Source organism: Candidatus Hydrogenedentota bacterium, assembly GCA_013359265.1.
Classification (GTDB): domain Bacteria; phylum Hydrogenedentota; class Hydrogenedentia; order Hydrogenedentales; family SLHB01; genus JABWCD01.
Map to the genome: position 1 here is coordinate 12,234 of JABWCD010000023.1, position 26,675 is coordinate 38,908.

General features: G+C 60.6%; 15 protein-coding genes, 2 tRNA genes and 1 pseudogene. 11 read left to right on the forward strand and 7 right to left on the reverse strand.

Annotated features, from left to right (window positions below):
* Positions 1 to 30 precede the first annotated feature (30 nt).
* Both HUU46_18730 and HUU46_18735 read left to right on the forward strand, forming a co-directional pair.
* Positions 31 to 1,443, forward strand: coding sequence for an NAD-dependent malic enzyme (locus HUU46_18730; protein NUM55683.1), 1,413 nt, complete (start codon positions 31 to 33; stop codon positions 1,441 to 1,443).
* Between the two features lie 223 nt (positions 1,444 to 1,666).
* Complete coding sequence (locus HUU46_18735) at positions 1,667 to 2,809, forward strand: ATP-binding protein (protein NUM55684.1); 1,143 nt, start codon at positions 1,667 to 1,669, stop codon at positions 2,807 to 2,809.
* Positions 2,810 to 2,910: 101 nt separating this feature from the next.
* On the opposite strand, the gene HUU46_18740 is transcribed toward HUU46_18735, so the two are convergent.
* Positions 2,911 to 5,361, reverse strand: coding sequence for a DEAD/DEAH box helicase (locus tag HUU46_18740; protein ID NUM55685.1), 2,451 nt, complete (start codon positions 5,359 to 5,361; stop codon positions 2,911 to 2,913).
* Between the two features lie 627 nt (positions 5,362 to 5,988).
* On the opposite strand from HUU46_18740, the gene HUU46_18745 reads away from it, so the two are divergent.
* The 3 genes from HUU46_18745 to HUU46_18755 are packed head-to-tail and all read left to right on the forward strand — an operon-like array spanning position 5,989 to position 8,523.
* Positions 5,989 to 6,159 carry a DUF86 domain-containing protein gene (locus HUU46_18745; GenBank protein NUM55686.1) on the forward strand — a complete coding sequence of 57 codons (171 nt, stop codon included), beginning with the start codon at positions 5,989 to 5,991 and terminating at the stop codon, positions 6,157 to 6,159.
* The gene (locus HUU46_18750) at positions 6,156 to 7,229 is read left to right on the forward strand and encodes a hypothetical protein (protein NUM55687.1); all 1,074 of its coding nucleotides are present in this window, start codon (positions 6,156 to 6,158) and stop codon (positions 7,227 to 7,229) included. Before HUU46_18745 ends, HUU46_18750 begins: the two co-directional genes overlap by 4 nt.
* 4 nt (positions 7,230 to 7,233) lie before the next feature.
* A complete protein-coding gene (locus HUU46_18755) occupies positions 7,234 to 8,523 on the forward strand; it encodes a Gfo/Idh/MocA family oxidoreductase (GenBank protein NUM55688.1) in 1,290 nt (429 codons plus the stop codon).
* Positions 8,524 to 9,092: 569 nt separating this feature from the next.
* Here HUU46_18755 and HUU46_18760 read toward each other — a convergent pair.
* Positions 9,093 to 9,169 (reverse strand) — tRNA-Met (locus HUU46_18760).
* Between the two features lie 112 nt (positions 9,170 to 9,281).
* Between HUU46_18760 and HUU46_18765 the strand changes: the two genes are divergently transcribed.
* Both HUU46_18765 and HUU46_18770 read left to right on the forward strand, forming a co-directional pair.
* A tRNA-Pro gene (locus tag HUU46_18765) sits at positions 9,282 to 9,358 on the forward strand.
* A 110-nt stretch (positions 9,359 to 9,468) separates the two neighbouring features.
* Complete coding sequence (locus HUU46_18770; GenBank protein NUM55689.1) at positions 9,469 to 11,850, forward strand: hypothetical protein; 2,382 nt, start codon at positions 9,469 to 9,471, stop codon at positions 11,848 to 11,850.
* 62 nt (positions 11,851 to 11,912) lie between these two features.
* On the opposite strand, the gene ilvD is transcribed toward HUU46_18770, so the two are convergent.
* Positions 11,913 to 13,637, reverse strand: coding sequence for a dihydroxy-acid dehydratase (gene ilvD, locus HUU46_18775; protein ID NUM55690.1), 1,725 nt, complete (start codon positions 13,635 to 13,637; stop codon positions 11,913 to 11,915).
* Positions 13,638 to 13,798: 161 nt separating this feature from the next.
* Here ilvD and HUU46_18780 point away from each other — a divergent pair, with 161 nt between their 5' ends.
* Positions 13,799 to 16,201 carry a beta-galactosidase gene (locus HUU46_18780; GenBank protein ID NUM55691.1) on the forward strand — a complete coding sequence of 801 codons (2,403 nt, stop codon included), beginning with the start codon at positions 13,799 to 13,801 and terminating at the stop codon, positions 16,199 to 16,201.
* On the opposite strand, the gene HUU46_18785 is transcribed toward HUU46_18780, so the two are convergent.
* From HUU46_18785 to sucC, 4 genes and pseudogenes are all read right to left on the reverse strand, one after another.
* A complete protein-coding gene (locus tag HUU46_18785) occupies positions 16,193 to 18,394 on the reverse strand; it encodes a hypothetical protein (protein NUM55692.1) in 2,202 nt (733 codons plus the stop codon). The genes HUU46_18780 and HUU46_18785 overlap by 9 nt on opposite strands.
* Positions 18,395 to 18,581: 187 nt before the next feature.
* Positions 18,582 to 19,691: pseudogene (locus tag HUU46_18790) on the reverse strand (galactitol-1-phosphate 5-dehydrogenase).
* 178 nt (positions 19,692 to 19,869) lie between these two features.
* Positions 19,870 to 20,739: a succinate--CoA ligase subunit alpha gene (gene sucD / locus HUU46_18795; GenBank protein ID NUM55693.1), complete on the reverse strand. Its 870-nt coding sequence runs from the start codon at positions 20,737 to 20,739 to the stop codon at positions 19,870 to 19,872.
* The gene (sucC, locus tag HUU46_18800; GenBank protein NUM55694.1) at positions 20,736 to 21,878 is read right to left on the reverse strand and encodes an ADP-forming succinate--CoA ligase subunit beta; all 1,143 of its coding nucleotides are present in this window, start codon (positions 21,876 to 21,878) and stop codon (positions 20,736 to 20,738) included. The genes sucD and sucC overlap by 4 nt, the downstream gene beginning before the upstream one ends.
* A 246-nt stretch (positions 21,879 to 22,124) precedes the next feature.
* On the opposite strand from sucC, the gene HUU46_18805 reads away from it, so the two are divergent.
* From HUU46_18805 to HUU46_18815, 3 genes are all read left to right on the forward strand, one after another.
* Positions 22,125 to 23,993, forward strand: coding sequence for a carboxypeptidase regulatory-like domain-containing protein (locus tag HUU46_18805; GenBank protein ID NUM55695.1), 1,869 nt, complete (start codon positions 22,125 to 22,127; stop codon positions 23,991 to 23,993).
* Positions 23,994 to 24,310: 317 nt separating this feature from the next.
* A complete protein-coding gene (locus tag HUU46_18810) occupies positions 24,311 to 25,105 on the forward strand; it encodes an SGNH/GDSL hydrolase family protein (GenBank protein NUM55696.1) in 795 nt (264 codons plus the stop codon).
* A gap of 86 nt (positions 25,106 to 25,191) precedes the next feature.
* Positions 25,192 to 26,508 (forward strand): DUF1573 domain-containing protein, encoded by a 1,317-nt coding sequence (locus tag HUU46_18815; protein ID NUM55697.1) that lies wholly within the window; start codon positions 25,192 to 25,194, stop codon positions 26,506 to 26,508.
* Positions 26,509 to 26,675 lie beyond the last annotated feature (167 nt).

Below are 26,675 nucleotides of genomic sequence, written 5' to 3' on the forward strand. Positions count from 1 at the left end.
GCCGTGGCTTCGGTTGGGGGGTAAAACGCCATGGACGAGAACACCGCACACACGACGGCAAGCTATTCCGCGACCGTCCGCGTATCCATCGAGAATAAGCCCGGCAGCCTCGCCAAAGTACTGTCCGCCATCGGCGACAAGGGCGGGCAGATGGACGCGATCGATCTTGTCGAGGGTTCGCGCGCCAGCACAATCCGGGACTTAACCGTGCTCGCGCGCGACGAAGACCATCTTCAAGAAATTCTGCACGCGCTGAGAAAATTGAAGCGCATAAAAGTCCTGCGCTGGTGGGACCGCGTTTTCCGAAGCCACCAGGGGGGCAAGATCGAAATCCAGAATCGCCTGCCGGTGCGCACACGGGACGATCTGTCGATCGTCTACACGCCGGGTGTCGCGCGCGTCTGCACCATGATCCACCAGCATCCCGAGCGCGTGAACGGACTCACGATCAAGGGCAACTCCGTCGCAGTCGTCACCGATGGCACCGCCGTGCTCGGTCTCGGCGATATCGGGCCGGAAGCAGCCCTGCCGGTGATGGAAGGCAAGGCGATGTTGTTCAAAGAATTCGGCGATATCGACGCCTGGCCAATCTGCCTGGCGACCAAAGACGTCGACGAGATCGTGCGGACGGTCGAGCTGATTGCGCCGGGCTTTGGTGGAATCAACCTCGAAGACATATCGGCGCCGCGGTGTTTCGAGATCGAGGAAAAGTTGAAGGGCCGATTGAGAATCCCCGTGTTCCACGACGACCAGCATGGCACCGCCGTTGTGGTCCTCGCCGCGCTGATCAACGCACTGAAACTCATCGACATGCGCCCGGAAGAACTCCGCGTCGTCATCTCAGGCGTCGGCGCCGCCGGCATGGCTTGCGCGAAAATGATGCTGAACTTCGGTGTGAAGGACATCGTGGGCGTCGATCGCAACGGCGCAATTTACCACGGCCGCACCGGCAACATGACGCCCGCCAAAGAATGGTTCGCGGACCACACAAATCCCGATCGCGTCCGCGGCGGCATCGTTGACGTCGCGAACGGGCGCCACATGTTTCTTGGCCTTTCCGGACCCGGCTTGTTCCCACTCGAGGCGCTCAAGCGGATGGCGAAAAAGCCGATCGTCTTTGCGTTGGCGAACCCCACGCCGGAAATCCTGCCCGAAGAGGCCGCGCCGTACGCACGGATTATCGCGACCGGCCGTTCCGATTATCCCAATCAGATCAACAACGTGCTCGCGTTCCCGGGAATCTTCAAAGGCGCGTTGGAAGCGCGCGCCACCGGAATCAACGAGGAAATGAAGCTCGCCGCCGCGCACGCCATCGCGTCGATCATTCCCGAAGAAGACCTCTTCGAAGAACTCATCGTGCCCAGCGTTTTCGACAAAAGGGTCGCCCGCGCAGTAAGCCGGGCCGTCAGAAAGGCCGCGATTAATACGGGGGTCGGCAGATGACCCCTCTGTGTCCTCGCCGTTTCCCCCTCGATAACCATGTTCGCCCAGGAAAACGAGCCACCTGCCGTGGAGCATCCGGGCCACCGCGCGACCGATCATATGAACGGCGGCGGCGGCCCAGTTGATGCCGACGGTCGTTGTGCCGAGATCGGCGGGTACGTGAGTGAAAACCAAAAAGAGATAGGTTTGCACATAGTCATGCTAGACGCTAATATATCACCGTATGGTAAAGCGTCACTTTTGGATTAAGCACATCGAGAAACAGTGGCGACACCGATCCATCCTTTGGTTGCGCGGTGTCCGTCGCGCGGGCAAAACATTCTTAGCGCAATCGCTGGACAACATCGAATACTTTGACTGCGAACTCCCACGGGTCCGAATCGCCATGGAAGACCCCGAAGCTTTCTTGAAGGGATTGCGCAAGAAGCGAGTGGTCCTCGACGAAATCCATCGGTTGCAGAATCCTTCGGAACTATTAAAGATCGCCGCGGATCATTTTCCCGACATCCACGTCCTGGCTACCGGCTCCTCAACGTTGGGAGCGAGCAGCCGCTTTCGCGATACCCTCGCCGGCCGCAAAACCGAACTGTGGCTAACGCCGATGATTAATGCTGACCTCGTCGACTTTAATCGCTCCGATGTCCGTCACCGGATGCTGCACGGCGGTCTACCTCCATTCTTTCTTTCCAAGGAATTACCCGAGCGCGATTTCCAGGAATGGATGGATGCGTATTGGGCGAAGGACATTCAAGAACTCTTTCGCCTGGAGCGCCGCGCCTCTTTCCAGCGATTTGTGGAATTGCTGTTGGTCCAGAGCGGTGGTATTTTCGAAGCCACCCGATTCGCGAAGCCGTGTGAAGTTAGCCGTGCGACAATCACAAACTATTTGGCAGTACTCGAGGCGACTTCTGTAGCCCTCGTGCTTCGGCCATTTAGTACTCGCCGTGCCAACGAAATCGTTGCTGCGCCGAAAGTGTATGGATTCGATACTGGATTTGTCTGCGCGTACCGCGGCTGGACCACTCTTCGCCCTGACGATCTGGGTCACCTTTGGGAACACTATGTGCTCAACGAACTGACAGCGCATCTCCAAGCAACGAACCTGCGCTACTGGCGCGACAAGCAGGGTCATGAGATAGACCTGGTTTGGACGCCACGAGGAAAACCTCCAGTCGCGATCGAGTGCAAGTGGTCGTCACGCGATTTTGACCCGCGAAACATGCTCGTTTTCGCGCGCCATTATCCAAAGGCGACACTACTGGTAACGGCCCACGACGCTAAGCCAGCCTTTACAAAGGAATATGGTGAAGCAAGGGTGCACTTCCTGACCCTCGACAACCTTACGGACCGAATCACGGGCCGGTGACCAAAGATGGCCTTATCCGATCCAGCCGTGGAATCGCCTTGGATATGGCAGACCGGCCCGAAGACGTCGCGCAGGTCTTCGGTCTATATGAGAACCGGCGTTTATTTCCTTACTTGTGCACTGGCCCGAAGCACGTTCGCCAAGCCTTCAAGCAGCGACGACACGCGTACCGCGGTCTCCGCATCGGGTAAAGGTATGCGAAGCTCCGCCGCGCCCGTTTGCTCGTTGCGCGCAATCAAGCCTGCCATTGGCGATGCGGCGGTTCGCGCCGTACTTGATGGCTGCATGACTTGACCGAGTTTTCCGAGAAGGTCGAGGCCGGCTGCGAGTAGCTCGTCCCAAGGTTGTTGCGGTGCGCGCCCGGCCGGGGCGTCATCCGTCGCGGGTTCGCCAGTAACAGGCACCGCGGATTCCTGCGCCGCGATAGCGTCGCTCGTTTCCTCGACGGTCGGCACGTGCAGTGGAATCGACTCCGCCACCTTTTCGACAGATTCCATGAATTGCTTCATCTTCGTGCCGCCCAGGAAAATCTCGCTCTCGCCGCCGTCGAGTACGCCTTCTGAGAGCGACGACTTGAACTTGAGCACACCAAGCATTCCATGCTCGATGGTGCCGCGCGAAACGAAGTGGTAGACCTGCACATTGCGGTGTTGGCCGAGGCGATGCACGCGGCCAATGCGCTGTTCGAGCACCGCGGGATTCCAAGGCTGATCCATGTTGATGACGACAGAGGCTTCCTGAAGGTTTAGCCCGACGCCGCCCGTTTCGGTGCACAAAAGGATGCGGCATTTTCCATTGCGTTTGAAGTCGTCGAGGGTCTTCTTTCTGGCCTTCCCATCGAGCGAGCCATGGTAGAAGGCATAGGACCGGTCCTCTGCCTCAAAGCGTCGGATTAAGAGTTCATGGGTCCCTATCCATTGACTGAAGATGACGGCCTTGTTTTCGGGAATAGCCAGAATATCGTCGAGCAATATGCAGCATTCATCCATTTTCGGGCCTTCATCGCTGGTCTTGTCGATGAGATAGGTGCTGTTGCAGGCCATGCGCATGTACTGCAAAGCTACCATCAGCCGCCGCTGGTCCTCGTCGGAAAGAAACCCGCGACGCCGCCATTTCGCAATGATTTTGGCGACTACCTCGCGAAACTCTTCGTGAATTGCCCTCTGCGCGGCGGTCATTTCGACGAAGAGGTGTTTGTCCGTGCGTTCAGGCAGTTCCTGAAGCACGTCTCGTTTGTGCCGCCGCAGCAGCACCGGCGAGAGGCTCGTCTTGATCCGATCGAGATGCTTGTATCCGATTACCCTGCCGTCTGGATCCGTGTGTTGATGTTCATCGAGAAAGCGAAACAGGGGCCCCAAATGAAACCGATCGACGAATTCCATGATCGAGTGCAGTTCGGCGAGCCTGTTTTCGAGCGGCGTACCGGTCAGCACGATGGCATGCGTCGAGTCTATCTGCTTTATGCTCTTAGCCCGGCGCGTTTCCCAGTTCTTGATCCGTTGCGCTTCGTCAAGAAGGACCAGATCGGGATGCCACCCGTTGATGATGTCGAGGTCACGGTGGACGGTCTCGTAATTGGTGATCTTATAGAAACTCTCGGATGCATACTGCTTCTCGCGATCGAGCTTGAATCCTTCAAGCACTGTCGCAAATCGTGCCGTGAAGCGCTCAATCTCTTGTTTCCATTGGTACTTGAGCGCGGTGGGGCACACAACGAGCACCCGTTCGATTCCTGTAGTCCGGGCCAGTATTTCTACGGCCGCGATCGATTGAATCGTCTTTCCCAGCCCCATATCGTCGGCGATAAGGCAACGCCCCGCTTTGGCCGCGAAAAGCGCGCCCTCACGCTGGTAAGGATACAGCTTTACCTTGAGTATCGCGTTCAAGGCTTTGATCCCCGCGGGTCCGTCGAACTTTTCTGCGATCGCTTCGCGACGGCATTCGTCGTCGCGCAGCCTCGCGACGAAGTCGATGGCGTCATCGTATATCCGCACGTCGGCTTCGGAACTTCGCGACGCGCGAACGAACGTGTCAAACGTTTTGTGGGAACCCGGATGCAAATACCCGCCGGGGTCGAAATACCGCTCCGCTGCTTTCAGCAGGGCGCTGGGGCAATCTGTTCCTGGTTGAAAGCGCACACGCCGCTGCGCTCCGTATTCCAGAAAGACTTCCGTGTACGCCGGTCTGAACGCGCCGGCAAATGCCTTTTTTGCGCCGTGCTTGCGCATGAGCATGGCGATTAGCCACTCGATGTGTTTGCACGTTCCAAGCGTATTGACGGAGAAATCCGGACACGAGCAGAAGTTGAGGCCCGGGTCTCGTCCACGAATCGCGACGCGATACGTGCGTCCGCTCGCAGGGTTTGTGACCGCGAACTCGGAATATACCGGCTCTTGTCCCACATTCTTCACTCGAAACGATTGCGCGCGCCCGTACTCGCGACGCAAGGTCCGTTGCCATTCGTCGACCGACAGGTGCTCCGGTTTTCGCGTGGGCGAGGTCTTTTGGGCCGTCTTCTTGACTTTTCGCCGTTTACGAAGAGATTTCTCCATGAATAACCCCCGCGCCATCTTTGTGTTAGTTTCGCCTCTGAAGAGAACCGTATTGCGATTTTGAACCCGTGGATCATCCCCATTTTATCCAGAATGTGTTCGACGTTCGAACGGAGAGTGGAAGCGCGCCTTCTCAGGGGCGTTCGCCGGGGAGGGGACGAGTTGCTGAAACGGCAATGCCCACTATGCCGCTGATGCTGTGAAGCGGATTGAATCAACTTCTAGTGGCAGACAAAGCGGACGATACTGACATCCGTGGATACGCTTGACTTCGCATGAAACTGACGACTTGGGAAGACCGAAACGAAATCCCAAATTCAGTACCACCGTTCCGGCGAGGCGTATCCACAAATAGCCGGGTATTCGATACCCCCATCGTGGAGGTGATCAGTTCGAACAGTGCATGAACTATCTGGGACGACTTCTGGCAGGTATACTCACCGTGAAATGGCCAGGAACCGGCGGAGCGCATTTAGTTATAATGGTTGCAGGCCTTGATACCATCATCTCGAATTGCGGTCCCTGATTGGTTGCGTGCATATATGGAGAGGTATCACGATTCCAGTTAGCTTGGGAAACCCGGAGGATGCCTTCAGGGCATTGCACTTCGCTGCCCAACACCGGATAATGGCCAGCGCCGACGCCGCGAAGCGCCTCACTTCAGAATTTCGGGATGATTTCCAGCAGATTCCATGGTTCGCCGTTTCGCGCATGCGAGACGGACTGATTCACGGATACGACACCGCGGATCGCGAAGTCATTTGGGACACCGTACAACGGCTGGAGGCCGTCCAGTGAACCTGTTCAGACCAGTAACCCGCTTCAAACACGGCGGCGGGCCGCTCGTGAGCCGGCGCGAGTTGCTGCGCATTGGGGGCGTGAGTCTGCTCGGGTTGAACGCGCCAGGTCTGGTCAATGCCGATGATGCGACGCCTTCTCCGCAAGAAGGGACTCAGCCGGCCCGACTCACTAAGAATGCCGAGACCGGCGCATTCGACTTCGACACGCCGCTGATGTCAGGCAGCATCGTCACCGAAGGGCCGTACCACGGGGTGGCCGGTCTCTTCGACAAGCGATCGGGGAAGCTGATCAACGATTCGCGTTATTCCGTGCTGAACCTTTTCAAGCTAATGGCCGTGAATCTCGGTATGGGCACGCCGCGCCTGACGTCGCGCGAGGTGAAATCCACCGACACGACCGTGGAAATTTTTTGGCCGGCGACCGAGAACCATCAGGGCGAGATTACCGCGCGCTACGCGGTGAGCGGCCCTGACACGATCGATCTGCACCTAACGCTGCGGGTGAAGGGAACCTATGCGGGCTACGAGCTGCTGCTGCCGAACTACTTCGACCAAGCGATGGTCCCGCATGTCTACCTGTTGCGCCGAATGATTGACGGGAAAACGCCGGAGGCCGACCTCGTGGTTCCGGGATTCAGTGAGGTGTATCGAGGGTGCTCACTTGTGTTTCCCCGCGATGCGCACGCAGCACGCCGTCCACTCGACGGGCGCTGGGACCGCAGCGAGTTGGGCGCGAATGTCGCTCCCTTCTTTCCTATGCGGCATTACGCGCATCCGGTCACCTTCATGACCGACACGGAAAAGAAGCACGCTGCCGTGCTGATGATGAAACGCGCCGCCTGCTCCGCCATTAGCGCCCGCTACTACACGCCCCGCATAGAGGACCGTGCGACGACCTATAGCGCGGTGGATTTCCTCGTCTTCGGCGATGATCTCGTGCCCGGCGACCTGCGCACCGCGCAGGTGCGGCTCGTCCTCACGCCGTTGGACGAACAGATGTCGCAGCCGCTTGCTCTCTATGACAAATTTCTTGCGGAACCCTCGGACACTCTAACCACGGAGCCCTGAACCCATGAACCTACGCCCCCAGGTATCCAACCGCCGAGACTTCATGAAGCAAGCCGCCGTTGGCCCGCTGGTAAGCGGTCTGGCCTTTCCGGCGATCCTTTCCGCCGCGCCAAACACACAAACGCTGCGCATTGGGCTGATCGGCTGCGGCAACCGCGGCACGGGCGCGGCCATTGAGGCGCTCAATGCCGACGCGAACACCGCCGTCGTTGCGATGGGCGATGTTTTCGAAGATCGGCTCACCTCCAGTTTGGAAACGCTGCGCAAACACGCGCCGGACCGCATAAAAGTGGACAAGGGCCGCTGTTTTCTTGGCTTCGACGCGTATCAAGACGTCATCGCCGGCGATGTGGACGTTGTCCTGCTCGCCACGCCGCCCGCATTTCGTCCGCTGCACCTCAAGGCCGCTATTGAGGCCGGGAAGCACGCCTTTGCGGAGTGCATTGCGGCCGTGGATGCCCCCGGCATCCGTTCCTTCCTCGATTCTTCCTTGGTAGCGAAAGAGAAGGGACTCGGCATCCTTTCGGGTTTCTGCTGGCGCTACGACAACTCCGCCCGCGCCGTGAAAGAACAAATCAAAGCGGGAGCCATTGGAAACGTGCGTGCCGTGTACGCCACCTACTACCGGGAGAGCTTCAACAAGCACTACGGCGGCGAGCGCCGTCCGGAGTGGACCGACCTCGAATGGCAGATTCGCGACTGGGCGGACTTTCTTTGGCTCGGCGGCGACCTCTGCATCGGGCTGTCCGGCGGGCACAGCGCGGACAAGATGGCTTGGTGGATGGATGACGTGATGCCAATTAAAGCGGTCGGTGTCGGCGGCCGGCAGTTCCCAGGGGAGGGCAACACCTTTGACCACTGCCAGATCACCTATGAATACAGCGACGGCGTGCGCGGCTTCCTCGGCGTGCGCGCGCAGGACGGCTGCCACAATGAAAACGCCGACTACATCATCGGCTCAGACGGCGTCTGCACAATCGGAAGAGGGTCGGTTCCGGTCATCACCGGCGCGAACCCCTGGACCTTCAGCGGCGAGCGAGACCGCATGCACCAGAAGGAGCAAGATGAATTCTTCGCCTCGATCCGCGCCGGGAGTCCGATCAACGACGGACAGCGCATGGCCCACACGAGCCTCATGGCGCTCATGGGCCGCATGGCGGCCTACACCGGCCAGGAAATCACCTGGGAGCAGGCTCTGAATTCGCAGCAAAAACTCGTCCCCGACCACCTCGACTGGGACACCAAGATTGATCTCACGCCGCCACCCCAGCCGGGCGTGACCGAATTCAGCTAAAGCAGTTCAAGAATGGCTGTACCTGTTCGCGTGATCGTGTTCGTGAGTCGCCATCGTACTGGCACACGATACTCGAAAGAATTGATTACGATGACGAGCACGAAACAGGCGCCATACTCAAACTTGAATTGATTTACGATTCCCGTCCAAGGAACAGACCGCGCGGCCGGCTCCGCTTACCAAGTGAATATCCCCCGTCAGAGCCGGCGGGGATACTTTCAGAAGAAAGAGGACCTGGCTTCGGAACTAGTAGTCACCAAGACCGGCAACCTCTGGGTGTGTAGCCCAGCGAATGAGCAAAGGTCAAGAAGACGGCACAGACTGATATCTGGCGTCGAATTCATCCGCTTTGCGATTAGATAGGAAGGCAACGCCGAAGTAATGCGTTCTGTCTGGGAAAAGCGATCAAGTTAGAGGGATTTGGCGGGAACCGAAATCCAAGAGAAGATTCTACCGCGTAGAAGGGAGAGAGACAATGAGACGGAGGATTTCATAACAAGTAGCAAAGCGAGATACAGACAGCCAAAAATAAGGGACTCACAGATCACCGTAAGTCCCTGATACTAAAATGGTAGCGGGGGTAGGATTCGAACCTACGACCTTTGGGTTATGAGCCCAACGAGCTACCAGACTGCTCCACCCCGCGTCATATTCGTCGAATAGATAGTTTAGCAAGCGATGGGGGGTATGTCAAACCCTGTGACCGGATTTCGAGTTCGTCTGGTGCGCATTCCTGTGGTAAAGTACGCGGCGAACGTCGGGGCGTAGCGCAGTCCGGTAGCGCACCTGCTTTGGGAGCAGGGGGCCGCTGGTTCGAATCCAGTCGCCCCGACCATTCTTCCCTTTTATATCGGCGAATCCGGTGCTTCGGTTTGGATTGGTGTGTGCGGGCGCGTGCCCACTCCGTGAGTTCATGGGCGAACGCCCGAAAGGGGGAGAGTCGTAATGCGCTGCAATCATGTGTCCGTTCTCCTAATACTTGCCATTGCGTCGTCGGCGCGCGTCGCGGCGTTGGACCTGTCTAACGCTGCCGTGCTCAACGCTTCTTCCGACCCCGTCGTGGCTGCCGCCGCGGACATGCTGCAAGACGAAGTCGAAGCGCGTTCCGGCACCCGCCTGAAGCCGGTCGCGAACCTCGTGCCAGGCCAAACCACCATTGTACTGTGCGTGCGCGAGAAGCAGCCTGCAGTACCCATCGACATCCCCGTCGTATCGTTGCGCGCGCAGGCGGACGCATACGCGATTTACGCCAACGCCGGATCGTCCACTGTCTACGTGCTGGGCCACGATCCGCGCGGCGTGTTGTTTGGCGTCGGCAAACTGATCCGTCTGCTCGATCTGGGTCCGGGCCAGATTTCGTTGTCCGATACGGTCAACGTTACGTCTGCCCCGGCGCAGCGCGTGCGCGGTCATCAGATGGGCTACCGCGAAACGGCGAACACGTACGACGCGTGGTCCGTCGAAACCTACGAACAATACATCCGCGATCTCATCATTTTCGGCACGAACTCGGTCGAACTCATCACCTCGCTCGACCCGAAGTTCGTGGAAGGCAAGGTCATGGCGCGCAGGCAGTGGGACATGAACGTCGACCTGACGAAGCTGCTGAAAAAATACGGCATGGACGTCTGGTTCTGGATGCCGCTCGAAGGTGACGTCCGCGACCCGCAAGTCGCCCAAAAAGAGCTTGACGACCGCGCGAAGTTTTTCGATGCCGCCGCGGAGATCACTCACATCATGGTCCCCGGCGGCGACCCCGGCCACACCGAGCCGGCAGACCTGTTTCCCTGGCTCGAGCGCATGGCCGACGTGCTTCACGCAAAGTTCCCGCACGCCAACGTGTGGGTGTCAAACCAAAAGTTTCGCTTCGGTCCGGATGTCGGCGACATTTTCACCGACTACCTTTCCAAGAACCAGCCGAAGAAGATTCGCGGGCTCGTTTATGGGCCGCGCAGCCCCGGCACAGTCATAGAAACGCGCCGGCGCCTGCCGAAGCAGTATCTGATTCGCACCTACCCCGACATTACGCACAGCCTGCGCTGCCAGTTTCCCGTGCCGAATTGGCACCGGCTCTTCTCGCAAACGCTCGATCGCGAACCGCCGAACCCACGGCCCGTGGACGAAGCGATTATCTTCAAGGCAACCTCGGAAGGCTCCGACGGGTTTGTCGCCTATTCCGACGGCAACAACGACGACCTGAACAAGATGCTGTGGAGTTCGCTCGCGTGGGACCCGAACGCCAGTGTCGACGATGTACTCCACGACTATGGGTGCGTGTTCTTCGGCCGCGACGTCGCCGCGGACGTCGCGAGGGCCCTGCGCCTACTTGAAGAGAACTGGCGCGGTTCGCCGCTCGAAAACAAGGGCATCGAAAAGACCCTCGAGTTGTGGAAGGAAATCGGCGCGCGCACAGACGGCCGGCTCGCCAAGAATTGGCGCTACCAGATGTACCTGTGCCGCGCCGCGTTCGACGCCCACGTCCGCGAGCGCGGAATCGCTGAGCAACAATACGAGAAAGAAGCGTACGCCGCATTGATACGGGCGGCTTCAGACGGCGTTGAGACTTCGATCAACAATGCGCGCGCGGCGTTGGCCAAAGCCGATTCGGATACCGCCGGCGCGAAAACGCGTGAACTCATGTTCGCGCTTGGCCCGCAAATGCACGAGAGCATCGGCTACCAACTCAGCGTGGATGCGCCGTACTTCGCGCGCAATCCCGAACGCGGCGCGATGCTCGACAAGGTGGACATGCCACTGAACGATCGCCTCTGGCTTGAGGTACAGTTCAAAAAAATTCTGAGCGAACCGGACAAAACGAAACAATTGGCGATGATTGACACGATCGTAGACTGGGAAAATCCCGGCCCCGGCGGGTTCTACGACGATCTCGGCCACATTGGACGCGAACCCCACGTCGTGGGTTGGGCGCCGTATGAAGACGATCCGGGCTTTGTAGAATCCCCGCTCGATGCCTTCTTCCGCGTCATGGACAACCAGACCAAGGAAATCGCGCCATTGAAGTATTCGTGGATGGACTACGTCGAAGCTGGCGGCACCACGTCGCTCAAGATGAAGTACGAGAAGCTGGACACAAAAGCCGCATACAAAGTCCGCGTGACGTATCACAGCCGGTACAATCCCGAGTTGCGCCTTGTCGCCGACGGCAAACACGAAATCCACAAACCGATGCAACAACCCGAACCCATCTGGCCGGTGGAATTCGACATCCCCGCAGAGGCGACCGCCGACGGCGCCCTCGAACTCGAATGGCAACTCGTCTCCGGCCGCGCCGTACAGGTGCCTGAGGTCTGGCTGATCAGGAAGTAGTCGGAGGCGGGGAACGGGTGTTCACCGCCGCTCATGCTTGCGCCGGGCGGTCCGCGGGTCGGCTACGCGAGCGTCAACATCGCATCGGTTACCGCGCCCTCGGATGCGGTGTTCACTTCACTCGCGTATTTCGCGAGAACGCCGCGGGTGTAACGCGGTTTAGGCGCCTTCCACGCCTTAAGGCGTTTGTCAATCTCCGCTTTCGGAACGTCGAGGTTAAGCGTGCGCTTCTGCGCGTCGATGGTGATGGGATCGCCATTCTTGATAATCGCTATCGGCCCGCCAACCTGCGCCTCGGGCGTGATGTGACCGACGACAAACCCGTGGCTTCCGCCGGAGAACCGTCCATCCGTGATCAAGGCGACATCTTTGCCAAGGCCCTTGCCCATGACTGCAGACGTCGGGGCGAGCATCTCGCGCATGCCCGGTCCGCCTTTCGGACCTTCGTAACGGATCACGATCACATCGCCCTTCTTCACCGTACCGTCGAGAATCGCCTTCAGCGCCGTCTCTTCGCTGTTGAACACGCGCGCCTTGCCGGTAAACTTCAATCCTTCTTTGCCGGATATTTTCGCGACGGCGCCCTTCGGGGCGAGATTGCCGTAGAGGATAACGAGGTGGCCATCTTTTTTGATCGGATCGGACAGCGGCCGCACGACGGTCTGTCCCTTCGGGTACGGCTTCACACCCGCAAGGTTTTGTTTGATCGTCTTGCCGGTAACGGTGAGGCAATCGCCGTGGAGCAGGCCCGCGTCGAGCATCGTCTTCATTAGCGGCAGCAGTCCGCCAATTTCGACGAACCGCGCCATTACATACGTGCCGCTCGGCTTGAGGTCCGCGAGCACGGGCGTGCGCTTGCCTACGCGCGTAAAGTCCTCGAGCGTCAACTTCACGCCAATCGCATGCGCCATCGCTATCAGGTGAAGCACAGCGTTCGTCGATCCGCCGAGCGCGGTGACTACCGCGATCGCATTCTCGAACGCCTCTTTCGTCATGATGTCGCTCGGGCGGATTCCGCGCTTGATGAGATCGAGCACCGCAGCGCCCGCGTTGCGGCAGTCGCGAGCTTTTTCTTCGGAAATGGCCGCCTGCGCGGAACTGTTCGGCAAGCTCATGCCCAGCGCTTCAATCGCGGACCCCATCGTGTTCGCGGTGTACATACCCCCGCAGGAACCCGGTCCGGGGATTGACTTCGCCTCAATCTCCTTCAACTGCTTGTCGCCGATATCGCCGCGCGCGTGCGCGCCCACGGCTTCGAACACGGATACGATATCCACATCCTTGCCCTGCACTTTGCCGGGCATGATCGTGCCGCCGTAAACAAACACCGACGGACGATTAAGCCGCGCCATCGCGATGATGCACCCCGGCATGTTCTTATCGCATCCACCGATGGTGACGAGGCCGTCGAACCACTCGCAGCCCGCGACAGTCTCGATCGAATCCGCGATCACCTCGCGCGACACCAGCGAATACTTCATGCCCTCGGTGCCCATCGAGATGCCATCGGAGATTGTAATCGTATTGAACTCGACCGCCTTGCCGCCCGCCGCATTGACCCCTTCCGCCGCCATCGCCGCCAGCTTGTTGATGTGCATGTTGCACGGCGTCACCATGCTCCACGTCGACGCAATGCCCACCTGCGACTTCTTGAAGTCCTTGTCCGAAAACCCTACCGCGTGCAGCATTGCGCGGCTCGGCGCGCGCTCGACGGATTCGGTGATCTGCGAAGAATACACGCGATGGAGGGACTTGCGGCCGTTGCCGCTGCCGGACTTCGTCTTCATGGTGCGTTGGCTCCCGCTGAGAAAAGGTTGGATACGAAAAACGTCTCATTATAGCGTTCAACCGCGCCGGGATTCGAGCCGGCGTCCCACCCTCGTCGCTGTCGTTAAGCCCCGCTGTTTCGGTATTCTATGCGCACTTTTTCGGGGGAGGGGCAAATTCCATGGACATAACGTATCACCGGCATTTCCTACGAGCGTTCGCGTCAGTCGCGACAATAGCTCTCGCGACTGCGATCCATCCGGTCGCGCGCGCGGAGACAATCCAATTCGACGCCAATAGAGAGTCGAACGAATTGAAGCTCGTGGATGACGTTCCCGTCATGCGCCAAACGTCGGACGGTGGCTCGGTGCTCGCGCCAATCGAGAACTCCGACTACTTCGAGCGCGATGGCATACGCCTGCGCGTGCCGCAATCATTTCCGCGCGGCGGCAACGACGCGTATCTGATCATCGAGCACCTCGACTGGAACATTGCGCAGGTTGCGGTTCGGTATGACCGGGACAGCGATCCCGCTAAGCCAAACGTGTACCGCCCGGCCGCGTACGCAAACGCGACGGCATTGGCCGGATATACCGCCACGGGCACGGGTCAATTGCGGCATGCGGTGTTCCGGCTTGTCGCGCCCACGTTTCAACATCGTCAACGCAACGGCGGCGATATCCAGATCGAAGGCGTGAAGTCGCTCCTCCGCGTGACGCTCACGACGGACCGGCCCGCGGACGCTATCGAGCAGGCGCGCCGCGAAATCCCGCAATTGCCAAACCCGCAGTTCACGTTGAAGAACCCGATGCAATTGGTCGTCAGTCTCAGTACGGACGCGACCGCGATCCCGAACATACCGGGACTACCCGCGCAGATGGACGAACTCTGCCCGATGATGCGCGCGCTCGGGTTTAATGCGGTCGAGGTCTACGTCAAGTGGTCGGCCATCGAGCGCGAAAAGGGAAAGTGGGACTGGAGCTTCTACGATCAATTCGCCGCGAACGCCGCGAAACATGGATTGAAATGGTTCCCCCTGGTTGTGACGGGGTCGGCATACACGATCCCCGCCTGGTACCACGATTCGCCCGAGAATATCGGGTTCAAATGCCTCGAACACAACAAGTCCAACAACATTCAGACCATCTTCACGGAAGTGCACACGCCATATGCGCAAACGTTTCTAAAGAAATTCGGCGAACACTACGGCGACACGGATGCGCTGCTGGGTATTCGCCTCGGCCCCAGCGGCAACTACGGCGAATCGCAGTATCCCGCGGGCGGAAACCTGGGCTTCGCCGGCGAGAAGGAACACATCCACATCGGCTGGTGGGCCGGCGACGATTTTGCTGCCGCGCATTTCCAAGACTTCCTAAAAGCGAAATACCCAACAATCGAAGCGTTGAATGTGGCGTGGAAACCGCCTTTTGGTTCCCTTCAGTCCTTTGCGTCCTTTTCCGACGTCAAACCTTTCATCCCGCAATTCGCTGAAAGCCGCCGCCAACGCAAAGATTTCGTCGATTGGTACCTCGGCGCGATGACGGATTGGTGCGAACGCTGGGCCGTCTGGGCCCGCGAGGCCATGCCCGACAAACCGATCTATCAATCGTCCGGCGGATGGGGCTTCGTCGAGTCGGGCACGGACTTCACCGATCAAACCGCGAGCATGGCGAAAATCAAGGGCGGCATCCGATCGACCAATGAAGTGGACAGCTACGTGCAGACGTTCTACGCCACGCGCATGCCCACCTCCGCGGCGCGGTTCTACGACGTACCCTTCGGCGCGGAACCCGCGGGGTTTGGTTCCGCGCGCGGCGTGATGGGCCGCCTGTTCAACATCCTCGTGAACAACGGCCAGCACCTCTTCTATTACCACGGCAATCTCGTGAACAACGATCAGGCGATCGATCGCTGGCTGAAGTACGCGCCACTGCTCGACCGCCGCGCAGAACCGCTCATCGAGATCGCCGCGCTCTACCCCGACACGATGAGCAAGCTCGATGACAGCGTGTTCCGCAACCTCTACGCGTTCACGTTCAACACGCGAATCGCCGCGTTCCGCCCGCTGTTCGATTTCGACTTCTGCAGCGAGCGCATGATCCTCGACGGTGCGCTCCCGCGTTACAAAGCGTTGATCGTTCCCTGGAACTTCGTCGTCGAGGCGAACGCGCTCAACGCCATCGACCAATGGGTGCGCGGCGGCGGCACGCTCATCTGCTCCGATTGGCGTGGCGCCCCCGTCATGACCGTCGAAGGCGATACGAACGTGTGGGACGCCTGGATGACCGGAGATTTCGGCAACGGGAATGTCGTGTTCGTGCCCGACGACCGCGAGCCGCCCCAACGCCTCGCGCGCGGCGTCGCAAACGCATTGAAGTCGATGCCCAACCTCGACCGGCGCACACACGCCATGCTCAACACGGAGCACTCCGACGAGGTCTATGTCAGCGTGCTCGCGACCGGCGCATTCGCCGTCCTCAACTTCAGCGACAATCCGATAACGGTATCGATTCCCGGCGTGGAAAAACCGCTCGAGATCGAGCCATACGGCATCGCGATGACGCCGGACGCCGCGCTACAGTGAATCGAAATCCATCTGCCTGCGTTCGCACACGAACTGCACTGCAGAGCACTGCGTTTGAGCGAACGCAAACTCGATAGTACTCATCAACTCCGCCGTTGCCATACCGGAGGATTCCACGCGCACCGGCGCCAGAACATGGGGGCCCGCCAAATCGTGCAGCGCGCCCTCCTCGCGAAATCTGTCTTTCGTGTTGGGCAAAATCGTCGTACCGATACCCGGCGTATACGTCGCGTCGCGCGTAATCGGATCGTGTTTGACTACGGCCCGGGCGCAGTCTGTATGCAATTGCAGATCAAGCCGCGCCAACCGCCGCGCGCACGCCTCACCTTCGTACGCGGCCACGATAACGTCGATGCCTGTCGGCGAATAAGCGTCTGCCGCATTTCGCAGAGCGAGGACCACTCGCTGCGCGCACGCCGCCGACTCGGGAGAACCGTACAGCGCGTCGCCCGTAAGGTGCTGCACGCACTCGTTGAGACCGGTCACGCCAAGGACGTACCGGCCGTGCCGCGGGTCCGCGTACGCAATGCCCCCATGCCGAAACGCCAGCGCCGCGAGCGGGCCGATACCGCCAAACGCAAACAAGCGCTCAAGGAATCCCTTCTTCTCCGCGAGCGCTTCGAGCGCCACACGCCCGCGCGTCGCAAGTGAGTTGCAGAGCGCGTCCTCGTTGCCAGCCTCGTACGCCGCACGCGCCAAATTCAGCGTAACGATCCCGCCAATCGCATCGCGAGCGGGCCAATTCGGGTTCGGCGCGGTGTCCGCCCGGCGATCGAACGCGAGCGTCACACGTGCGCGGCGCTCCGGCGATTCGAGCAGCGATTCGAGCCACACGCGAAAATCGGGCTGACCCAGCGCTTCGGCGTTCACGCGCACGGCGATCCACGGAATGGCCAATGCGCTGCCTTCATCGATCGCCGCGCCCCAGACCTCCGCGAACTGCATCGCAAACATGCACGACGCGATGTTCGCCTGGTCCCATCGGAATTCAATCGTCGCCGGCCGCAACGCCCCCGGCGTCATCATCGCGAACAGCGCGAGCCGCGCGATGCGGTCCATGTCCGCCGCGCTGTGCAGCAGCGGCGACAACGATTCGTTGAACGCGCTCCAACGCGTGCCCTCGACAAAGTGCCGCTGCATCGCCGCGTTGAACCGCGACGTTTGCGCGATCAGCGCGTCCGCCGTCTCCGGCGGCGGCGCATACCGGCTGCCGGAGAAAATGGCGAGCCCAAAGCGCTTCACAAACTCGAGCGAATGCCACGCGCTGTGGAAGCGGTCAACCTGCGAGAGATCGTGCAAATGAATATCGCCGCGCAGGTGCGCTTCGGTGACTTCAGCCGAATGCACTGCCGACAACGCGAACTCGCGCTTCACGCGCCGTGCCAGTGCGATGTCTGTCGATGACGGGTCCTGTTGCCCTTCCACTTCCCCCTGGTTCGGCGTGCAGACGATCTGTTCCGCGTCGTACAACGGCACGCCTAGCCGCATGTGCCGCGCGCGGAACCGCTCGAGACCCAGCTCGACGAGTTTCGCGTCCACGAGTTCGCGCACGAGCGCGGCCGTCAACGTCGTCAGCCCCGCCCGCGTAACCTGCACCTCCACCTCCGCCGCGACACGTCGCGCGTCGCCTTCAGGCAAGCGCGCCTCGCGGACCAGTGCCTGCACGATGCGTTCGCGATCCCATCCCGCGAGCCGTTCGTCGCTCGTGCGCACGAACAGCGGTTGTTGAAGGGCCGGTTCGAGCGCATCGCGCTGTTCCCGTGCCTCGTCGAGTTCTTTGAGAATCGCGCTCACGTCGCCGCTGCGCAGTTTGCGCAGGCGCGCGCGTTGGTCGCGATAGCGCGCATACGCCAACGCCGTCCGGCCGTGGCCCATCTCGATCAAAACGCGCTCGACCGCGTCGTGTACGTGGTCCACCGTCGGCGTCGCGCCGTTCAACCGTTTCGCGAGGTAAATCGTGACGCCCGACGCGAGGCTCTCCGCGCGGTCCCGATCCTCGCCGCCGATCGCGTGGGCCGCATTGAAGATTGCATCGGCAATCTTCCGCTGCTCGAACGGCGCCTCGCGCCCATCGCGCTTCACAATCCATTGGATCGGGGATGGCGCCTCGACAAACGGCACCGCGAAAGAAAGCTGCGCGTCGAAAGCGCCTTCGCGCGGCGAACGATCGATGTCGTCGTCTGGATCGGTCATCTGAAACCGCAACCCCCGTATTTCACCGCGCCGAGCGCAAAGTGTAGCAAAACAAGCGGACTACGAGGAAGTCGAAAAGAGAAACGAGAGCTTTGCGACCAACGGAACAAATCGAAATGTGTCAACCGTCCAAGCGGTGCATTTGCGTCCCTTGGGTCCTTGTCGTCGTTGCTGTGATACGACCCATTTACCGGATCGAATTAACGTACAGTATCTTGTTTGAGAACTCCGAGCGGTCGCGCATTCTCTCCATCGCGCCGGCAAGCTCCGGCAACCCGACGCGGTGCGTGACGAGCGGCGTCACATCCAACTTTCCGTTCGACATGAACTCGATTGCCGTATGCCAGTCGTCGCACCCGCTGGGGTTGTACGACGAATTCCACGAACCAACGATGCGCAGTTGTTTGCGCAGGATTGCCCAGTACGCATCTTTCGGCAGGCTCATGTCGCCTTCGGGATTGCCAAGCAGCACCACGCGCCCGAACGGTCTCGCGGCGGCCATGCACTGCTCGAACGCCACGGAACTGCCCGACGCTTCGATAACGACGTCCGCCCCGGCGCAATCAAGTGCACGCATCGCGTCCGCGATCGCCGTTATACGCGGGTTGCATACGTGCGCAAATCCAAGCGTCCGCGCGAATTCCAACTTGCGCTCGTCGATATCCGCGAGCATCACCGCCCCGGCGCCGAAGGCGCGCGCCGCCATCGCAACAAGTAGCCCGATCGGCCCCGCGCCCATGACGAGCACAACGTCGCCCGCTTTCACCCCCCCATGACCCAACGCATGCAACGCCACCGCCGCCGGTTCAGTCATGGCCGCCTCCTCGAGCGAAAGCGTGTCCGGAATGGGAAGTACGTTCCACGCGGGCGCGCAAACGAATTCCGCGAACGCGCCGTTCGACCGCGATCCCAGGTAATCGTAGTCGGCACACAATGCGAATTCGTTCGCCGCGCACATCGTGCACTTCATGCAAGGAATCAGCGGGAAGATCGTCGCGCGCGTTCCAATCAGCGACGCGTCGACTCCGTCGCCGACGGAAACGATCGTGCCGGAAAACTCGTGTCCCGGAATCAGCGGAAACCGATAGGTACCCGTCTTGTACACGCGCGGAATGTCCGAACCGCACACACCGCACGCCGCCACGCGCACGAGCACCTCGCCCACGCGGGGCTTGGGATCGGTGGCCGTTTCGCACCGAAGATCGCCAACGGCGTGTAGAACACAGGCTTGCATCTAAGAAAGAAAACCACGAAGACACGGAGTACACGGAGATACTCTTGAGTATCTGTTTTGCATTCTCCGTGTCTCCGTGGTTAAAGATTTCGTGCGGCTAGAAGAATTCAAGTTTGAGAGCACAGTTTGTTTCGTGCTCCTGCTCGTGTGTCGTCATCGTACTCGCACTCGATACTCGATAAGATCAAGTACGATGACAAGCAAGAGCACGAGCACGCGGTGCAGCCGACCGTGAAACGCTCTAGTTCAGTTCCCGCTTCACCAACTTCACGACGTCGCTGATAATCCGCGCGACCGGGATTCCCGCTGCTTCGAGTTTCGCGATCTTCGACGCCGCCGTGTCGTCCTCGCCGCCGACAATCGCGCCCGCGTGGCCCATGCGGCGTCCCGGCGGCGCGGTCAGGCCCGCCATAAAGCCGACGATCGGCTTCTTCATATTCTTCGTGAAGTACTCCGCCGCGATCACCTCGTCCTGCCCGCCGATCTCGCCCACGAGCACGACCGCGTCCGTGTCCTTATCCGCCTCGAAGAGCGGAAGCAGATCGACGAACTTGCTTCCAATGATCGGATCGCCGCCAATGCCGATGCACGTCGATTCGCCGAGGCCCGAGTCCGTCAGTTCCTTTACAATTTCATAGGTCAGCGTCCCGCTGCGCGAGATGACACCGATGCGCCCCGGCTTGTGAATCTGTCCCGGCATGATACCGATCTTGCACGCGCCCGGCGTAATGAGCCCCGGGCAATTCGGTCCGATCAGGCGGATGCCCTTCGCCGTCAGCGCTTCGTACGCCTCCAATACGTCCAGCGTGGGGACGCCTTCCGTGATCGCGACGAGCAGTTCGATGTCCGAGTTCGCCGCATCGAGCATCGCTCCCTTCGCAAACGCCGCCGGAACATACATGACCGAAGCCGTCGCCCCCGTCGCTTTCACCGCTTCGGCAACGGAATTAAACACTGGCACGCCGCACGCCGTCTGTCCGCCCTTGCCGGGCGTCACGCCGCCGGCGATCTTCGTGCCGTACTCGATCATCTGCTGCGTATGAAACGAGCCGTCGCGCCCGGTGATGCCCTGCACGATGACCTTCGTGTCTTTATCGATAAGAATGCTCACGCGTTGCCTCCCAACTTCGCCGCCAATGTCGCGCCTTCTTCGAGTGTCGTCGCAGGCGTCAGTTTTGTGCCCTCCAGCAACGCGCGGCCTTCCTTCTCATTCGTGCCGATGAGCCGCACGACGATCGGCACCTTCACGTCGAACTCGTTCAACGATTCGAGAATGCCCCGCGCAATATCGTCGCACCGCGTGATGCCGCCAAAGATGTTGATCAGAATGACCTTCACATCCGGGTCTTTCAGAATCAGTTTGAACGCCGCGACAACCTTCTTCGGGTTCGAGCTGCCGCCGACATCGAGAAAGTTTGCGGGCTCGCCGCCGAAATGCTTGATCGTGTCCATCGTCGCCATTGCGAGGCCCGCGCCGTTCACCATGCACCCGATGCTGCCGTCAAGGCGGATGAACGACAGTCCGCCTTCCTTCGCGGAGAGTTCGTCAGCGTCTTCGGAATCCATGTCGCGCAGCGTGACCAGGTCTTCGTGGCGAAACAACGCGTTATCGTCGAGCAACACTTTCGCATCGAGCGCGATCACCTGGCCCTTGTCATCGACAATGAGCGGATTGATCTCCACCAGCGAGCAGTCTTTCTCGGCGAACAGCTTCGCCATCTTCGCCATGATGTCGGCGGCCTGCGTAGCTTGATCCGCGTCGCTGAACAGTTTCGATGCGAACGCGGTGTAGTCCGCGGCCGTGCCGTTGCGCAACTCCGCCGCCGGCACTTCCAGCCGCAAAATCTTCTCCGGCGATTCCTTCGCCGTCACCTCGATCTCGACTCCGCCCTCCGCGCAACCGATGAACACGGCCTTGCGCGCGCCGCGATCGATGAGAATGCTGAGGTAGACTTCCTTCGCAATGTTCGCCGCCGGCGTCACGAGGAGCTGTTTGACCGGCAAACCTTTGATAGTCAGGTCGAGAATCTGTTTGGCGACCTTCTCCACGTCCGTAATCTTCTCGACAACTTTTACGCCGCCCGCCTTGCCGCGCCCGCCTACGTGCACCTGCGCCTTCAGCACCACCGGCACGCCCACGACGGAAGCCGCCCGCACCGCGTGGACCGCCGTCTTCACCGCCTCGCCCGGCGGCGTCGGAATGCCGTACTGGCGGAACAAGTCCTTGCCCTGATATTCGTGAAGTTTCATGCCGCGTCCTTTCGTGACAACAAGGCGGGGTGCACCCAAAGAGCGCCAAACGATAGCGGGAAAATCGCCAAAAAATCAAACGGAGCGAGCGCGTTTTACTCGCGACACTCGTTACGAAGTTTCCACTTCGTAACGCCCTCTTGAAAAGCTCCGCTTTGCGCTTCATCCTTGACGGGCGCCCCACGGGGCATGACAACTACTCCCACTGGGCCCAACATGCTTCGGTCACTCATACGCGCCAGAATCTTGCTCTTAGCATTCGTCGTGCTATTCGGATTCGTCTGGTACGCGTTCCAGTCTCCGGAGCCTCAATCCGCGAAACCCGCGGCGTCGCCCGCAACGCCCGTGCTGGAACAGGCCGAAAGCACTCCCTCCCTATCAACGCCAGAGCTCGAACCCGAAACAGCGCCGGCGCCCCAATCGCACGGCCCCAACGCCATCTCCGGCGCCGTCACCGATCATACCAGCGCGCCGGTCGCTCGGGCCGAAATCGCGGCGTACGATCCCAATCTCGGCGCGAAGAAGACCACCTCCGATTCGAACGGCCGCTTCTCGATTGGCGGCCTCGACACATCGCGCACCTATCGCGTCAGCGCGAATGCGCCCCACTTCAACGAGGCCGCCGCCGAAAACGTCTCGCCCGGAACCGACGACGTTGTACTGGCGCTCGAACCGATGAGCGCTGCGCGCGGCATCGTCGTCGACGCATCCACCGGAGCCCCCGTCACCGCGTTCGAGGTCGCATTCGTTTTCCCGCCGCCAGAGAACGCCGCGGATTGGAATGCGCGAAGTCTCGGCAGTTCCGTGGCGTGGTCTCCGGTCTCCGATGCTTCCGGCGCATTCGAGATCAACGACGTGCTGAGCGATCAACCGTTCGCGGTGGCCGCGCGCGCGAAAGGACACAGCAGCGCCTTTGCGCCGTGCGACGCCGTCGCGCCGGGGGAATCGATCGACGGTATCGTCATACGCCTCGCACGCGGCGCAACAATTGCCGGCATCGTGGAAACCGATCGCGGCGTACCGGTGGCGGACGCGGCCATCGTCATTGGGACAACCGGAGTATCCCTCGAGGACGCCGCGCGCAGCGATGCCGATGGCGCGTTCACTATCGACGATCTTCCCGCGGCCACACTTGTCGTTTCCGCTGTCCATCCCGAGTACGGTTTCGCGCGCGCGGACGTAACCGCCGCCGCTGGAATTGAATCCCGCGTCAGATTGGTCATGGCCACCGGCGGCGCAATCGAAGGCGTGGTGACAAACAACGGCGCGCCCGCCGCGAATGCACGCATCCACATTAACACGCAGCCCGGCTCGAACCAGGACCCGTCCTTCCGCAGCGAGGAATACCGGCAAACCACAACAGACGCGGATGGACGGTTCATGGTTAGCGGACTCGGCGGCGGCGCCTACGATGTCATGGCGATTCTCCCAAGCGACGACGGCGGGTCCGCATCCGAGGTGCGATTAACGGCGGCGGCGGAAGTCGAGACAGGCAAGATCACGTCGGTGACGATCGCGTTCGCGCCCGCATTCGCCTCCGTATCCGTGAATGTCACCATGAACGGCGAACCGGTGATCGACGGCGAAGTGCGCGGTGTAATCGGCACCGGCTCGGGCGACAAACGGTTCGGCGGGCCGCTGAACGATCAAGGCGCGTACCGAGCGGAACGCCTGCCCGCCGGCGTGGCGTACGTCGAGATCATCGCAAACCAGCCGACGGGCGTGCTGAAACGAGCGATCACATTTCCTCTGCGTGACGGAGAAGACGCGGAGCACGACGTCGCGCTCGACGCGCAAACCGCAATCGCCGGCCGCGTGACGTCACTCGCCGAGGGCGAACACGCGGAAGTGATCGTTGTCGCGGGACAGCCGGACGCCGACGCTGGCAGCGTGCAGGAGCTGCTCGCGCTACGCCACTCGGCCGCGGGGCACGCGGAGGTTGCCGAAGACGGCGCGTTCCGAGTTGAAGGAATCGAACCGGGCGCCTACACCATCATTGCCGTAGCTTTCACCCCCGACGACGACGCCGGCGACCCAATTGACAGCATGCGTCTCACCAAAACCCCCGTCACCGTCGCCGATGGCGTGACCACCGAACTCGACCTAGCACCGTAACCGGCAGCAGATTTTCGGTTTGCTGCGGTATGTGTCAATTGTTTAACCGAATGCCTTGACAGATCACACTACCTGTGCTAGCTTAGCTTTTCGATCGGGCTGAGTACAGCGGGGGCTGCGACCGGCGCGTTCCATGTTTGTTCCGCGCACTTCGTGGCCTGCTGGCCGGGGTCTTCTAATCGAGTTTTCACATTTCCTTGGGACGATCCATGTCACGCAGGAGAAAGGGGGTGTGTCGGCAAGGCAAAACAGGGCTGGTCAATGGTCTGTGAGTCGGGGAAACAATAAACCTCAAACGTAATATGGGAGCGCGATCCATGCAGTATCGAATCATGTGTGTAGCGGCCCTCGCGGTTGCGTTAGCGTTGTCCAATACCGCCCACGCGGCGTATCCAAACTCGATTGCCGGTCTCGGTGACAGCATCACGCGCGCCGCGCTGGCTGACAATTCCATCGGCGGACTTTCCTACGGTCAGCCCGAGCACAGTTGGTCCACGGGCTATTCGTCGTCCGACGGTGTAAACAGCCACTACGAACGTATCCTCGCGGCAAACCCCGCCATCAGCGGCAACACGTACAACCTCGCCGAATCCGGCGCGAACATGGCCGACCTTCCCGGCCAGGCAAACGCGGCCGTAGCGTCCGGCGCACAGTACGTCGTCATCCAGATGGGCGGCAACGACGTGTGCGCCGACAGTTCGGCGGAAATGACCTCCGTCGCCAGCTACGACGCAAACTTCCGAACGGCAATCAACACCCTAAAGGCGGGACTTCCGAGCGCCAAGATTCTGGTTACCGAGGTCGTTCGCGTAAAGCGCGTGTACGACGTAGGCAAGTACAATCTCGGGTGCCTGCTTCAGTGGGCGACGTTCCAGTGGTGCGACAACGTCCTCCGAAACGGTTCCACCCAGCGTAATCAGGCCGACGCCCGCAATATCGAGTACAACAACGCGCTTCGCACGGCCAGCGCGCAGCTTGGCGTGCTCTTCGACGATGACGTGTTCGAGTGGACGTTCAGCCGCGGCAACCTCAGCGACGTCGACTGCTTCCATCCGGACCTCAGCGGCCAGAACCTGCTCGCCAACATCACGTACGACGCATCGCGGTTCTAATGTGAATAGGTCCTAATTTTCGGATCGCCGGGCCTGCGGGTATCGAATCCTCGCAGGCCCGGCTTTCATAAGGGGTCTTATCCAGGATGTCCAGTTCGTCCACGAAGTCCATGATGTCCATTGTAGCCTTCACCCTCGCGTGCACCCTTTCCCAAAGCGCGCACGCCGGCCCCAAAGCCGTGCTCGGCATCGAGAAGCTCGATTTCGGCACCATACTCCGCGGCGACATCGGCGAGAAAACGATCCCGCTGCGAAACGACGGCGATGCGCCATTCACCATTCTTCGCGTCAACGCATCGTGCCCCTGCGTGTTGTTCGACAAACCGCCCGTGGACAAGGCGACCGTGCAACCCGGCGCAACCATCCAACTGCCGATCCGTTACGACTCGAAAGACCGCGTCGGTCCGCAGGGCGCGGTTGTCGCGATTATGACGGACGATCCCGAGAATCCCGCGCTCACCCTCGATGTGACGGCCTTTATCGAAGCGTTGGTCGTCGTGCGCCCGCCGAACGGCATCGTGTGGGGCTACGTCCCGCGCGGCAAACCGATCGGCAAAACCCTCGAGTTCGCGCCCGGAAACACGAAGAACGACATCGAACTCATCGACATCAAATCCACGCACCCCGGTGTCAGTGTATCCACAAAAAAAGAAACCCGCGGCAACGAACGCCTGATCGTCGCGTCGTTCACAATCGCGCCCGACGTGCCGCTCGGTATCGTCGAGGGCGCGATCGAAGCGCGTGTGCGCGTCGCCGGCGAGGAAGCGCAAATCACCGCGCCGCTCCACGGCGAAGTCATCGGCGACCTCCTCGTCACGCCCCCGGCGATCATCAGTCCCCAGATTCCGCACGCGCTCGGACAACGCATCTCCGAAATCACCGTGCGCGCCAGCGAGGAGGGCGCGCCCCTGCCCAAGCTGCTCGGCGCGATGGCCGTCGGCGCGGTAAGAGCCGTCGTCGTTAAAGGCGCGCAACCGAACGCGCACACGGTCGCCGTGCATACAGCGGACAATGTCGGCGCGGGCCCTCAATCCGGCACCGTCTACGTCATGACCGACAGCAAGGACCAGCCGATTACCGCCATCCCCGTCTACTTCCGCATGGGCGAATCCGTGCACCCGGAACCCGCGACCGTCGCGCTGCGCGGTGGCGCAAAGCAGCGCGTCGTCTTACGCCCGGTAACCGGTAAGGAACTCAAGATCGTGAACATCGGCTTCGAAGAAGATGTCGTGAAGGTCGAAGTCGTCCAGCCCGAACAGACCAACGCGGACACACCTGCCGCAATCGAGGTCACCGCGCTGGACCCCACCTCGCCCGACCGGGCGTCCACCATCGTCATCGTCGAAACCGACGCGCCCGGCGGAAGCCGCGTCTACGTCCCCGTCGCGATCAACGCCAAGTAGGGCGTTTCAAGGTCGGCTGCACCGCGTGCTCGTGACTTGTCCTCGTGCTCAAACTTGAATCGCAGTAGTGCAACACGATGGGCTATAGATCAGAACGAGGTGAAGCGAAAACCACCCCACGAGGGAAAGGCGCCAAAAGCAAATACCCCCGAAGCCATCGGGCTTCG

Bases quoted from the DNA above. Each gene is read 5' to 3' on its own strand.
- HUU46_18730 (NUM55683.1), top strand. From the start codon at position 31: ATGGACGAGAACACCGCACACACGACGGCAAGCTATTCCGCGACCGTC.
- HUU46_18735 (NUM55684.1), top strand. From the start codon at position 1,667: ATGGTAAAGCGTCACTTTTGGATTAAGCACATCGAGAAACAGTGGCGA.
- HUU46_18740 (NUM55685.1), bottom strand. From the start codon at position 5,361: ATGGAGAAATCTCTTCGTAAACGGCGAAAAGTCAAGAAGACGGCCCAA.
- HUU46_18745 (NUM55686.1), top strand. From the start codon at position 5,989: ATGGCCAGCGCCGACGCCGCGAAGCGCCTCACTTCAGAATTTCGGGAT.
- HUU46_18755 (NUM55688.1), top strand. From the start codon at position 7,234: ATGAACCTACGCCCCCAGGTATCCAACCGCCGAGACTTCATGAAGCAA.
- HUU46_18770 (NUM55689.1), top strand. From the start codon at position 9,469: ATGCGCTGCAATCATGTGTCCGTTCTCCTAATACTTGCCATTGCGTCG.
- ilvD (NUM55690.1), bottom strand. From the start codon at position 13,637: ATGAAGACGAAGTCCGGCAGCGGCAACGGCCGCAAGTCCCTCCATCGC.
- HUU46_18780 (NUM55691.1), top strand. From the start codon at position 13,799: ATGGACATAACGTATCACCGGCATTTCCTACGAGCGTTCGCGTCAGTC.
- HUU46_18785 (NUM55692.1), bottom strand. From the start codon at position 18,394: ATGACCGATCCAGACGACGACATCGATCGTTCGCCGCGCGAAGGCGCT.
- sucC (NUM55694.1), bottom strand. From the start codon at position 21,878: ATGAAACTTCACGAATATCAGGGCAAGGACTTGTTCCGCCAGTACGGC.
- HUU46_18810 (NUM55696.1), top strand. From the start codon at position 24,311: ATGCAGTATCGAATCATGTGTGTAGCGGCCCTCGCGGTTGCGTTAGCG.
- HUU46_18815 (NUM55697.1), top strand. From the start codon at position 25,192: ATGTCCAGTTCGTCCACGAAGTCCATGATGTCCATTGTAGCCTTCACC.